The 13,169-nt window shown below is 30.7% G+C and carries 11 protein-coding genes; 5 read left to right on the top strand and 6 right to left on the bottom strand.

What is annotated here, in order from left to right; all coding sequences use genetic code 11:
• Window positions 1-23 precede the first annotated feature (23 nt).
• Both ACZ451_RS05995 and trpS read right to left on the bottom strand, forming a co-directional pair.
• Window positions 24-2,498 (bottom strand): Plug domain-containing protein, encoded by a 2,475-nt coding sequence (locus tag ACZ451_RS05995; RefSeq protein WP_464216199.1) that lies wholly within the window; start codon window positions 2,496-2,498, stop codon window positions 24-26.
• A 99-nt stretch (window positions 2,499-2,597) separates the two neighbouring features.
• On the bottom strand, window positions 2,598-3,566 hold the full coding sequence (trpS, locus tag ACZ451_RS06000) for a tryptophan--tRNA ligase (protein WP_464216200.1): 969 nt from the start codon (window positions 3,564-3,566) through the stop codon (window positions 2,598-2,600).
• Between the two features lie 73 nt (window positions 3,567-3,639).
• Between trpS and ACZ451_RS06005 the strand changes: the two genes are divergently transcribed.
• Together ACZ451_RS06005 and ACZ451_RS06010 are read left to right on the top strand one after the other, a co-directional pair.
• Window positions 3,640-4,392 carry a lysophospholipid acyltransferase family protein gene (locus ACZ451_RS06005; RefSeq protein ID WP_464216201.1) on the top strand — a complete coding sequence of 251 codons (753 nt, stop codon included), beginning with the start codon at window positions 3,640-3,642 and terminating at the stop codon, window positions 4,390-4,392.
• Between the two features lie 392 nt (window positions 4,393-4,784).
• Window positions 4,785-5,945 (top strand): hypothetical protein, encoded by a 1,161-nt coding sequence (locus ACZ451_RS06010; protein ID WP_464216202.1) that lies wholly within the window; start codon window positions 4,785-4,787, stop codon window positions 5,943-5,945.
• 227 nt (window positions 5,946-6,172) lie between these two features.
• On the opposite strand, the gene ACZ451_RS06015 is transcribed toward ACZ451_RS06010, so the two are convergent.
• The 4 genes from ACZ451_RS06015 to recA form a co-directional block, all read right to left on the bottom strand.
• The gene (locus ACZ451_RS06015; protein WP_464216203.1) at window positions 6,173-7,735 is read right to left on the bottom strand and encodes a hypothetical protein; all 1,563 of its coding nucleotides are present in this window, start codon (window positions 7,733-7,735) and stop codon (window positions 6,173-6,175) included.
• 49 nt (window positions 7,736-7,784) lie between these two features.
• Window positions 7,785-8,330 carry an RNA polymerase sigma factor gene (locus tag ACZ451_RS06020; RefSeq protein WP_464216204.1) on the bottom strand — a complete coding sequence of 182 codons (546 nt, stop codon included), beginning with the start codon at window positions 8,328-8,330 and terminating at the stop codon, window positions 7,785-7,787.
• Window positions 8,331-8,365: 35 nt separating this feature from the next.
• The gene (locus tag ACZ451_RS06025) at window positions 8,366-8,791 is read right to left on the bottom strand and encodes a hypothetical protein (RefSeq protein WP_464216205.1); all 426 of its coding nucleotides are present in this window, start codon (window positions 8,789-8,791) and stop codon (window positions 8,366-8,368) included.
• Window positions 8,792-8,887: 96 nt separating this feature from the next.
• Window positions 8,888-9,895 (bottom strand): recombinase RecA, encoded by a 1,008-nt coding sequence (gene recA / locus ACZ451_RS06030; protein WP_464216206.1) that lies wholly within the window; start codon window positions 9,893-9,895, stop codon window positions 8,888-8,890.
• A gap of 300 nt (window positions 9,896-10,195) precedes the next feature.
• Here recA and trhO point away from each other — a divergent pair, with 300 nt between their 5' ends.
• The 3 genes from trhO (at window position 10,196) to ACZ451_RS06045 (ending at window position 13,166) form a co-directional block, all read left to right on the top strand.
• Window positions 10,196-11,227 (top strand): oxygen-dependent tRNA uridine(34) hydroxylase TrhO, encoded by a 1,032-nt coding sequence (gene trhO / locus ACZ451_RS06035; protein ID WP_464216207.1) that lies wholly within the window; start codon window positions 10,196-10,198, stop codon window positions 11,225-11,227.
• Window positions 11,228-11,389: 162 nt separating this feature from the next.
• Window positions 11,390-12,688, top strand: a complete 1,299-nt coding sequence (locus ACZ451_RS06040; protein ID WP_464216208.1) for a PSP1 domain-containing protein — start codon at window positions 11,390-11,392, stop codon at window positions 12,686-12,688.
• Window positions 12,657-13,166 (top strand): gliding motility lipoprotein GldH, encoded by a 510-nt coding sequence (locus tag ACZ451_RS06045; protein ID WP_464216902.1) that lies wholly within the window; start codon window positions 12,657-12,659, stop codon window positions 13,164-13,166. The genes ACZ451_RS06040 and ACZ451_RS06045 overlap by 32 nt, the downstream gene beginning before the upstream one ends.
• Window positions 13,167-13,169 lie beyond the last annotated feature (3 nt).

Genomic DNA, 13,169 nt, shown 5'->3' on the forward strand with positions numbered 1-13,169 from the left:
TATAATAAAGTTTTTAAAAATCATTACTCTGTAACTTCAAATGTATTTGTCTCCACAAATGGCCTACCATCTATAGTTATCCCTTCTACTATAATAGAATAAAGACCAGGAATATCTCCTGTGTAAAACTCAGTTTGTGCTTTTCCTTGCTTATTTAAGATAAGGTTAGGTTTCCAGTGTAATGTTGCCCTGTAATCTTCTTGTTTATGCTCTAGTTCTGTAATAGCATAGTTAGGGCTATAAAATTCTCTTATTTTAGAAAAGCCTTTAGTGCTAAAACTAATTGTATTGGGATAATTTCCTGGAATATCAGATTCAATATTAAGATGTCTATAACTATAAAGGGCTACAACACCATTAGAGCCACGTGACCCATAAATGGCAGCATTAGCACCTTTTAAAATATCAATAAACATTACCTCATATCCGCTAAGTTGTTGGGCAAATGAATTGCTTATAGGGCTTCCATTGAACAAAATTAATGGATTCCTACCTCTAATTTTTATGCTCTGAGAAGGATACCCTCCAATTAATTGTACTCCAGCGATATTCCTTAGATTATCAAAAGCACTTAACCGACTGCCTTTTTGTATAGAATCAGTAAAGACTCTTATACTGGGGTTTTTGTGTAAAGTAAATTTTTTAATTTCTCTTTCTATAAGTTCTTCACGAGTTTTCTTTTTTGCTCTTACTATTACTTCTTTCAATTTTGTTATACTAGAGTTATATCTAAATTCAGTAACTTTCTTTTGAAAAGCATTTTGTATATACTTTTCTGATAAATTTAAACTAAAAGTTGTATCAACCGCAGTTTTATCTGTGTAGCTACTACTAGAAATATAAGAGTCTATAGTAATACTTAAATCATTTTCCTTTTTGTTTTGTAATTTTTCTATTGATTCCGCTTTTAAGTGTATTTGAACGGAATCTATAAAAACAAATGGCCCAAAACTAAAGTTGCCTTGACTGTTAGTTGATACAGTTTCTTGATATGGATTTTCAACCAAAAGAGTGGCAGTTAAGATACTTTTTTTTGGAGAAAATTTATTATTAAATAAAGTAGTTTTTCCATCTATCATTATTCCTTTTTCTGGAGTGTATTTTGTATTTTTACTTACTGTATTAGAGAGCATATCTTTCCATATAAAACGCCTCCAACCATGTGTCAGTAGTAAATAATCTAACAAATAACTAGCAGACTTATTTTTAGGATTAAAAAAGAAATTTGCGTTAGGGATGGTTCCTCCAATATCAGAGTTTAACAATAACCAGCTTTTAATAGTTGAAGGTGTTTTTTTAGAGTTACTATTTACATAAGATACACTTAAACCCAAATTTCCAGAAATGGGTTCATTTTTAGTATCTTGTATATTAATGTCCAAAATTACTTTTTCTCTTTTAGCGAATTTTTTTGCAGAAGTTTTAATCTGAACATCTAAATTATTAACAGGGTTATCTATAAAAACTAATCTTTCGCAAACTGGTTCGCCAGTTTTGGTAAATAAAGTAAAATGCGCAACACCATCTTGTAAATCTTTTGTAGAAAACTTAAGACTATAAGTTTTATTATTAGACTGTTCTATACGTTTTAAAAAGGTATAACCTCTTAGGTGTCCTAAAAGTAAAGTATTTTTTAACCCATTTTCAAAATTTGTACGAACTTTAATTGTTATTGAGTCACGAGTATTTATGACATTAAGTAGATAACCTTTTAACTTAGGATCAGGTACTGAATACTTTTCTTTTGCACCATTTATTTTAGCAAAATATTTTTTCCCTATTTCTGGTTCAAAACTAACTTTACCAAGACCATAATCAAAAGTTTTAAAAGTTGTAATTAAATTGTCTTCTTGATCTATAATGCTGCCTTCTAGAGCAACACCTATACCTCTTTTATTTACAGCCTTAATTCCCATAAAAGTAGACATATCAGTAATTAGGTGACCACCTTCAGGGTAAAAGTCTAAATTAATTTCTAAAGTTGTTTTTGAACTATCCTTTTTAGCTGTTTGTGTTTTTATATCTTTTCGATAATTACCCAAATTAGGATCTATTTTTAGAATTGCTATTTCTTTTTGATAAAGAGTTGGAGTTTCATTGTTAAGCATATACTTAGTAAAAGTGCGTAAAAAGTACTTTCCTTGCTTAATTTTTTCAGGTATAGTAATTTGACCATTGGTTACTATTCCATCAATATAAAATCTGCGATTTGCTATAATACTATCTTTGTTATTTAGTAATTCTACATAAATAACCTTACTTAGTTCACTTTTAGTATTAGTAATACCATTTACTAGGAAGGTGTTAAACCAGATAGTTTCTCCGTTTATGTAAATATCTTTATCTGTTTGTAAATAATTTTTTTCTGGATATTTAGTTGTATTATATAACAACAATTTACCTGCTATCTTAGAAGCATATTTATTTTCTTGGGCATAAATTTGTGTCGCAAGAAAAGAATATAGTACTCCACAAAACAATATTCTAAACTTTATCATTAAAACAATAATTATTTACATTTAATTTAGTAAATGTTTTATTAAAAACACTTAAAATAAAACATAAAATAATCTTAAAACTTTATATTTCTGGTGTATTTAATAGCCAACCTTACTCCGCACTCTACTCAACACTTCATCAGCAACTTTTTTAGCTTTTGCAGCACCTGTAGACAAAGCAGCATCCACTTCCTCTAAATGAGCCATATAATAATTAAACTTCTCACGAGCATCTCCAAATTTTTCTAAAATTAGCTCAAACAAGGCTTGTTTTGCATGTCCGTATCCATAATTACCACCTAAATAATTAGCTCGCATCTCAGCAATTTGTTCATCATTCGCTAAAATTTTATATAAAGCAAATACATTATCATTCTCTGGGTCTTTAGGGTCTTCCATAGGGATACTATCGGTTTGGATACCCATAATTTGTTTCCGCAATTTTTTATCGGTCTGAAACAAATCAATAATATTACCCTTACTCTTACTCATTTTTGCACCATCAGTACCAGGAATATACATGGTTTCTTCTTGTACTTTGGCTTCAGGTAAAACAAAAGTTTCGCCCAATTGCGTATGAAAGCGTGAAGCAACATCACGGGTCATTTCTAAATGCTGTAATTGGTCTTTACCTACAGGAACAATATTTGCATCATATAATAGAATATCGGCTGCCATAAGCATAGGATAGGTAAACAACCCAGCGTTTACATCTTCTAAGCGGTCTGCTTTATCTTTAAAAGAAGTTGATAGTGTTAAACGTTGGTATGGAAAAAAGCAACTTAAATACCAAGATAATTCTGTTACCTGTGGCACATCACTCTGTCTGTAGAAAACAGTTTTTTCGATATCTAAACCAAAAGCAAGCCAAGTAGCTGCCGTGGCATAGGTATTATTACGTAAGGTTTCTCCATCTTTTATTTGCGTAAGCGAGTGCATGTCTGCAATAAAAAGAAAAGATTCGTTTTTTGGGTTTTTTGCCATTTTAATGGCAGGCATTATAGCCCCCAATATATTTCCTAAGTGTGGTGTTCCCGTACTCTGTACTCCAGTTAAAATTCTTGACACAAATTGTATATTTATAATTAATGCAAAAGTAAAATAAATACTAGAACCTTATAAAATTGTTACTTTTACTTTTATGATTTCATTTTTACGTAAAATAGGGAGTGTATTATATCATATTTGGTTTTATATTTTAGTTGCCATTCCTATCTTTTCCTTATTTCCCCTATTAGTCATTTTTTCTATTTCTGAAAAAACCTATCCACAGTTTTTCTGGTTGGCCAGAAACATTTGGGCTAATTTTATTTTATATGGTATGGGATGTATCCCCATAATAAAAAGAGAACAACAGATAGAAAAAGGAAAAAGTTATATGTTGGTAGCCAACCATACCAGTATGTTAGACATTATGCTAATGTTAAAAGTGAGCAAAAACCCTTTTGTTTTTGTAGGTAAAAAAGAATTGGTAAAGATTCCTGTTTTTGGCTTTTTTTATAAGAGAGTATGTATTATGGTAGACCGTGGCGATAGCAGAAGTAGAACAGCTGTATACAGGCGTGCGCAACGTAGATTACAGCAAGGGCTGAGCATCTGTATCTTTCCAGAAGGTGGTGTGCCAGATGAAGAAATTTTATTGGATGAATTTAAAGATGGAGCTTTTAAAATGGCTATAGCACATAAAATTCCTGTGGTACCCATGACTTTTTTTGATCATAAAAAACGATTTCCCTTTTCTTTTGATAAAGGGAAACCAGGAAAATGCCGTGCAAAAATCCATTCTTTTCATGAAACAGAAACCCTTACGGAAGATCATAAAGCAAGTTTACGAGAAACGGTTAGAACAATTATTCTTAACACTCTAGAGAATAGAGCAATAATAAAACACTAGAAAAACATATTTAGATTTAGCTAACAGTCTATTTTTATTTTAAAGAAAAAATTAATGCATTTGATGTGCAAAAAATGGTTTTTCACCTATAAAAAAGGGCAATTCATAGAAAAAATTACTGTAACATACTATTATTTGTAGGAAAAATTGGTATAAAAAATCAGTATTTTTTATTAAATTAATTTACATTAACAAAAATTTTAAAATATTGAAAATCAATATATTATACTAATATTGCATCTTTTTTAAGAATACTTATCATATAAAATAATATTATCAATTTCATGATTTAGAAGACTAAATACTATTTTTTCTCGTTAAAATTGTAGGAAAATACGTTAAGTTGCATATTTTTTTTATATTTGTAATCCCAAATTAAAGACAATTTCATCATGAAAAAGATATATTTTATAATTTTTTTATGCCTACTTTCTTGCAGTACAGATGACGAAATTGATAATCAAGAAATAATTCTTGAAAGCGAAATTCAAATTAGTAATATAGACAGAAGTTATTTTAAAGATGTAAAAGTATATTCCTTTGATACTGATGCTACCTCTAAACCAATGTTTTTTGATGGAGAAGCACAAAAAATAATGACTTCTGATGAAAGAACTTTTGATATTGGTAAAATACTCCGTGTAAGAGCAATAGACAACTTTACCATTGAAATTTCAAATTTTGCTCCAGTAGCTATTGAAAATGCTACCATATTAGCAAAAATAGAAGGCGTAGATACCGAAATAAAGTTACTGCATATAGAAAAAATTAGAGCACATGCAAAACAAGAAATAAAATATTCTTTTGTAAAGGGCAGTACAGATTTTGTTGATATCAACAATAACCCAGTAGACCTTTCAAAGTATAAAGACATTGGAATTACAAAAAATCTAATACGATTTGATTTTACTGGAGAAACAAAATTTATAAAAGTGCTAAAAAAATTAGCCCAATTAGATTGGAGAATTAAATTTCATGATTATAATTTAAATAATGATCCTGAAAATGATTGGGCAGAAGATATTTCAGCTAGAGATATAAGACGCTATACGGGATTATTAATTAATTATGGTTATGTTATTTTATCTGATGCTTTTAAAGATGGCTTTATAAAGGAAAAACTGATTAATAATGATGGTTCTATGATGATGCTTTCTGAAGAAAAAATTAATGTATATGAAAAATTAGTTCATCAAAAATTCTTTAGATGTGGTAAAACAACTCATGTGTCGGGTCTTGGTGGCGGTAGTACACTTGGTGTATCAGAAGAAGTACTCCAAGGGTTTATTCATCAAAAGGGATATACTATTTTACAACACGAAATTGGACATTGTTTAACTTTTTCTCATAGTTCTAATTTAACTTATTCTAAAAAAGTAGATGATATTAATACGGGTACTGTACCACTTATAGAACGTGTTTTAGAAGAACTTACCATAACAAAAAAACTTCCAATACATGCAAATAATTATTACAGACCAGACGATTTTGCAAAACATCACCAAAAAGGTGCTAAAGCAAAAAAAAGGAAAGTTTGCGGACATGATGATTAAGACTAAAAATACCCCCACAAGTTCCCCCTAATAAAAACGCTCTACTGAACATTAACAGTAGAGCGTTTTAGGTATTACCGTGTGGAACGATACATACCCTAACCAACCTCTTTATATAAGTAATCAATGGATCGAAGTTTAAATACTGCGAGTTTACATCGAATGTTAATTATTTTTTCAGCAGAAAACCCATAGGTGTTTGTCCTGAAATATCCTGCTGAAGTATTTTAAAATCTATAACTGATACCACTATACACCCCTACAGAAAATGGATTAAAACTACCATCTGTTTCCGAAAAAGTATTTAATTGGTATTTAAAAATAGGTTCTATATTAAATTTTACTTTAGGTGTAATTTTGTAATTAAGTCCTAAGCCTACGTTTGTACTAAAGTTTACATCATTAAGGTTTCTGGCTTCCCCTACATTAGTAGTTGCACTTCCAGAACTTAAGGTAATACTATTATTTACTAGAAATAAAGAACTAAAACCACCAATAATTTGTACTCCAAACTTACGGTCTACTAAGGCATAATTAAGTTCAAAAGGAACTTCTAAATAGCCAAATTCTTGCTCAATAAAACCAACTCTTTCTGAGCTTCTAGCAGTAATATCAATAGATTGTGGGGCTCTAATAAAATCTGATGATTCGTTACTTAAGTTTGCATTATTTGTAACACGGCTTGTAACAACTAAATTTTTTGCTGTGGGCACATATGATATATTATCTATTTGCCCATTAGTAGAAGCTTGTACAGATGCAGAAAAAGCAACATCATTGGTATTATAACCGTAATCTACTTTATGAATCCCTGAACGAAAACTTAACTTTTTATTTATTTTATAAGAAACAGCTACTCCATAGCTTAAATTGATATCACCAGACTTAGAATTTGGCACAAAAATAGAATGTATAGGAGAGCCTTCCCCTAAAGCATCAAAATATACAGGAGCAACACTTGGCCCAACAGACCATTTATCTTTAGAAGATTTTGTTTCTACTATTTCTTCTTTATTTTCTTCTATAACATCAAAAATAGATTTTTTGCTGGTTTTATTTTCTATGCTTTTTTCTTCAGTTTCATTTAATTTGCTTACGGCATCTTTTTTAGTAGCTATATCATTTTTTTCTTGAAGATCTAAAGGATCTTTAAGTACTGTTCCGGCTTCTTTATCATTAGTAGTTGCAACGGTTTCTTCTTTATCTTTTATTGTAGTTATTTCCGGAATACTATGAGTTTTTGGAGTAGACTTTTGGTTACTAGTAAGCTCATTATTTTGCCCATCAACATTTTGCTGACCTAAAATAGCGTTAGTGTTATTTGTTATTTTATGGGCGTTATTCGGTTTATTATGTTGAGGAATACTAGTCGCTACTTCATTTTTAGATTTTGGTATTATTTGGCTTTCTTTAACAGTAGCCTTTTCTTGTAATTCCTTTTCAGTTTCAGCTATGCCTTCCTTAGAAATAGTATTTTTATTTTCAATAATAATACTATTTACTTTTTCCTTTTCAGAAATGCTTTCTTTCTTATTTTGGTCTTCATTAGTTTCTATTTCTGTAATCTCAGGAAGGTTTTCAGTTGTTGTATTGTTTAAATTAATTGTATAAAACAGGATCACTAATGCAGCTGCAATGCCGCCTAGTTTCCACCATATAGGAATTACTTTCCTAGATTTTTCCTTTTTGTCTAGAGAAGACTCAATTTTACCCCAAACGGCTTCGTCTGGAATTTCATTAAAATCTTTGAACCCTTCTTGGAACAAATTATCTATATTTTTTTCTTTCATTATGCAAAAAATTATGCAGTATTATTTTGTATTTGTTTTTTTGTGTTATTTAATGCAATGAAATAACATCATTTACAAACGTTGTTTCTATTTTTTCTTTTAAAATTAATCTGGCTCTAGCCAAATTAGATTTTGAGGTTCCTACAGATGTCCCTAACAGTTTACTTATTTCATTATGCGAATAGCCATCAAGCACATACATGTTAAATGTTAATCTGTATTTATTAGGAAGCTCTTGAATATATTTTAATAATGTTGGCAGATTAACACTAGTATAGTCTGTTTCTACTACTTCTATCTCTTCTTTAATATTTTCAGAAACAACACTTAAGTGTTCTTCCTTTCTAAATTTTTGAAGTACAGTATTTACGGTTATTCTTTTAATCCAACCTTCAAATGATCCTTTAAATTTAAATTGGTCTATTTTATTAAAAATGGTCATGAAACTGTCATGCAAACAATCTTCAGCTTCAGTCTTATTTTTACAATATTTTAGGCATACACCATACAGTACTCGAGAATAGTCTCGGTACAGCTTTTCTTGTGCTTTTCTATTGCCTTTTTTGCAATTATTTATGAGTTCTTCTAGACTCAAATTGTTGGTTATTATGTATTTAAAGCGATTATTATTTAATTTCTAACAGGAATTTCTATATCTGTAAATTCTGGGACTCCATTTTCATCTTCACCTTTCCATAATCTAAATGTGTAGGTTTGGTTGAAAATTACCACAAATTGAAAAGAAGATTTTAATACTTGATTTACTTCTTTACAATCTTGTTCCCCAACTAACATAGTTCCTATAGGGGTAATAACCCTTGTAGAGTCATTTAATGTTACACGATCTAAACCTTCAAAGAAGATACAATCCGATGCTCTTTCGTAACTAACGTCTATAGTATATGTTTCGTTTAGTGTAAAAAAAGCAGGAAAATCAGCTTCGACAATAGGTAAAGATACAAAATGAAAATTTTGATCGCTTTCATCTAAACTACTACAGTTTGTTAAGGTGATAAAGCTTAAAAATAATAAAAAGACAAAAAATCTTCTCTTCATAAATTTATTTTTTACTTAATAGATGCAGATTGGCTGTAATGGTTGCGTTATAAAAAGTAAAAATCCCAATCTAAATTGGGATTTTTTATTGTTGCTTTATTCTTTCACTGCGGTGATGGCTTCTCTTATTTTACCATCGAGCTCTTCAAATAACTCTGGGTTGTCTAGCAAGAGGTTTTTAACAGCATCTCTTCCTTGCCCTAATTTAGTATCACCATAACTAAACCAGGAACCACTTTTCTTTACAATCTCGTACTCAACACCAAGATCTATAATTTCTCCTACTTTAGAAATCCCTTCACCATACATAATATCAAACTCAGTAGTTCTAAATGGTGGGGCTACTTTATTTTTAACAACTTTAACTCTTGTTTTATTTCCTTGTACGTTACCATCTGTGTCTTTAATTTGTGTAGAGCGTCTAATATCAATACGAACAGAGGCATAAAATTTAAGGGCATTACCACCAGTAGTTGTTTCTGGATTTCCAAACATTACACCAATTTTTTCTCTTAATTGGTTTATAAATACTACAGTACAATTAGTTTTGCTAATAGAGCCAGTGAGTTTTCTTAGCGCTTGAGACATAAGTCTTGCATGAAGTCCCATTTTAGAATCTCCCATTTCGCCTTCTATTTCGCTTTTAGGAGTTAAAGCAGCAACAGAATCTACAATAACAATATCAATAGCACCAGATCTAATTAAATTATCTGCAATTTCTAAAGCTTGCTCTCCATTATCTGGTTGCGAAATAATTAAATTATCAATATCAACACCTAATTTTGCAGCATAAAAACGATCAAATGCATGCTCTGCATCAATAAAAGCGGCAATACCTCCTTTTTTTTGTGCTTCTGCAATGGCATGTAGCGTCAATGTAGTTTTACCAGAAGATTCTGGACCATATATTTCAACAACTCTACCTCTAGGATATCCTCCAACGCCTAAAGCAATATCTAAACCTAAAGAACCAGATGGTATTACTTCAACTTCCTCAACAACACTATCTCCCATTTTCATGACAGCCCCTTTTCCATAGGTTTTGTCTAGTTTATCTAGTGTTAACTTTAATGCTTTTAGTTTTGCTTCTTTTTCTGTGCTCATTTTTGTTAAATTAGTAGGGCTAAATTACTATTTCTTTTTTCATATCACAATCGTTAACGCAACCTTTTTATAAAACCTGCATCTAATAACTAACTAACTCAATTTTTATGCCTGTAATCTTCTAATAGATTACAGCTTATAGCTGGTTATTTCTTATACTATTATCTAAATTTGTGAAAAAGAAAAAGTTAAGGGTAACCGCAAAAAGACCTTGGAATTCCAAGGTCTTTTTTTGTTTAACATGTAGAGTTACATTAGTTTTGCATTTCAATCATTTTTAACTTAAACTATTCGTATAGCATGCAACTGTACAATACCTTAAGCGCAAAAGAGAGAGAGAAATTAATAGAAGAGGCGGGTAAAGAACGCTTAACAATTTCTTTTTATCAATACGCGCACATCAAAAACCCACAAATTTTTAGAAATCATTTATTCATCAATTGGGATGCTCTTGACGTTTTAGGACGAATTTATATTGCCTATGAGGGTATTAATGCGCAATTATCTGTACCAGCAGAAAACTTTAAACTTTTTAAAGAGCACTTAGATAGTATTTCTTTTTTGGAGAACGTTAGGCTTAATATTGCTATCGAACAAAACAATAAATCTTTTTTAAAATTAAAAGTAAAAGTACGTCATAAGATAGTTGCTGATGGTTTAGATGATGCTTCTTTTGATGTAACTAAAAAAGGCATTCATGTAAATGCAGAAAAGTTTAATGAACTTATTGAAGATCCAGATACTGTTTTAGTAGATATGCGCAATCATTATGAAAGCGAAATAGGTCATTTTAAAAATGCAATTACTCCAGATGTAGATACCTTTAGAGACTCATTAGATATTATTGAAGAAGATTTAAAAGCGTATAAAGAAGATAAAAAATTAGTAATGTACTGCACTGGTGGTATCCGTTGCGAAAAAGCAAGTGCCTATTATAAGCACAAGGGCTTTAAAAATGTTTACCAATTAGAAGGTGGTATTATTGAATATACGAGGCAAGTAGAAAATAAAAAATTAGAAAATAAATTTATAGGTAAAAATTTTGTTTTTGATCACAGGCGCGGCGAGCGTATAACAGATGATGTAATAGCAAACTGCCACCAATGTGGAGATGCTTGTGATGAACATGTAAATTGTGCTAATGAAGCTTGTCATCTACTGTTTATACAATGTGAAGATTGCGCTAAACAAATGGATAATTGCTGTTCTGATGCTTGTAAAGAAATTCATAATTTACCTTATGAAGAACAAAAAAGATTAAGAAAAGGAAAAGTTGTAAGCAATAAAATCTTTAAAAAAGGGAGATCTGAAGTGTTGAAATTTAAAAAATAACAATTGGTTTTTATATTTTTTAGTGTCGAAAAGAGTAAAATTTAAAACTTTTGCAAACCGTTCCAAATAATCTTAAAAACGCTATCTTTACAATTAGCTAAAAAAGAATATGAATCTTCTTTCTTAAAAACAAACCTTTTTTAAGAAATCAATATATAAGATATGAGTTGTAGCAGTTGTTCAACTGGCAAAGACGGACAACCGCGTGGCTGCAAGAATAATGGAACTTGTGGTTCGGACGGTTGTAATAAATTAACGGTTTTTGATTGGCTTTCCAATATGTCATTACCAAGTGGCGAAAAAGCATTTGATTGTGTAGAAGTCCGTTTTAAAAATAGTAGAAAAGAATTCTTCAGAAATACCGAAAACCTATCACTTTCTATTGGAGATGTTGTTGCCACGCAAGCAAAATCTGGCCATGATATTGGAATAGTAACCCTTACAGGAGAACTGGTAAAGGTTCAAATGAAAAAGAAAAAGGTTGATTTTAAAAGCAACGAAATTCCAAAAGTATACCGTAAAGCATCTCAAAAAGATATTAATATTTGGCAAAAATGTAGAAATAGAGAAGCAGAAATTCAAAAGCGCTCCAGAGAATTAGCCATAGCTTTAAAATTAGAAATGAAACTTTCTGATGTAGAGTTTCAAGGAGACGGTTCTAAAGCAACATTTTACTACACTGCTGAAGAACGGGTAGATTTTCGGCAATTAATTAAGGATATGGCCAAGGCCTTTGGTATTCGTATAGAAATGCGCCAGATAGGATATCGCCAAGAAGCACAGCGTTTAGGAGGTATTGGTTCTTGCGGACGTGAGCTTTGCTGTTCTACTTGGCTTACCGATTTTAGATCCGTTAGCACCTCGGCGGCACGTTACCAACAGCTATCTTTAAATCCACAGAAATTAGCAGGACAATGTGGTAAATTAAAATGCTGTCTTAATTATGAGTTAGATGTATATTTAGATGCACTAAAAGATTTCCCGTCTCAAGACACCAAAATACCAACAGAAAAAGGCTTAGCAATTTGCCAAAAAGTTGATATTTTTAAAGCAACATTATGGTTTTGTTACAAAGACGATTGGGCCAACTGGCATACCATATCTAAGGATAAGGTTAATGAAATGCTAGAAAAAGTTAAAAACAAGGAAAAGATTGCTAGCTTAGAAGAATATGCTGAAAAAATATCTGTAGAAAAAGAACAAGAAAAAGTATTTGAGAACGTTGTAGGTCAAGATAGTTTAACACGTTTTGATAAACCAAAACGAAAAAATAATAACAGGAAAAAGAAAAATAAACCCCATCAGAAGAATAACCCTAATAACAAGGGCCCAAGAAATGCGAAAAAGAAGCCTAATCCACAAAATGGAAACACAGCAGGTAACACCGCAAATAAAGGAACTAATGCCAAAAAGAATAATAGGAGAAGAAATGTCAAGAAAAAACCAACAAACAATAGTTAAAATTGTTTTTTTAGGGTGTATGCTTATCGCATCATCTTCTTGCACAACTAATATCATAAAATCAGAATACAAAACCACTACCAATGGTAGTTGGGAAAAAGATGATATAATAACATTTAACTTTTCTGATGTAGATACTATTAACCCTTCTGATATTTTTATAAATATTAGAAACGATGAAAAATTTCAGTTTAGTAACTTATATTTAATTACAGAATTAAATTTTCCAAACGGAAGATCAGAAAAAGATACCTTACAGTATAAAATGGCTGAGCCAGATGGTACTTGGCTTGGCACAGGTAATGGTAGTGTTAAAGAAAATAAACTTTGGTATAAAGAAAACATCGTTTTTCCTACCAATGGCGTATATACATTAAAGATATCTCATGCAATGCGAAAAAATGGTAACGTAAATGGGATTGTAGATTTAGAAGGCATCACAGATGTTGGGTATCAAATAGAGAAAAATAACAAATAAGCT

The organism is Allocellulophaga tsushimaensis (genome assembly GCF_055383085.1).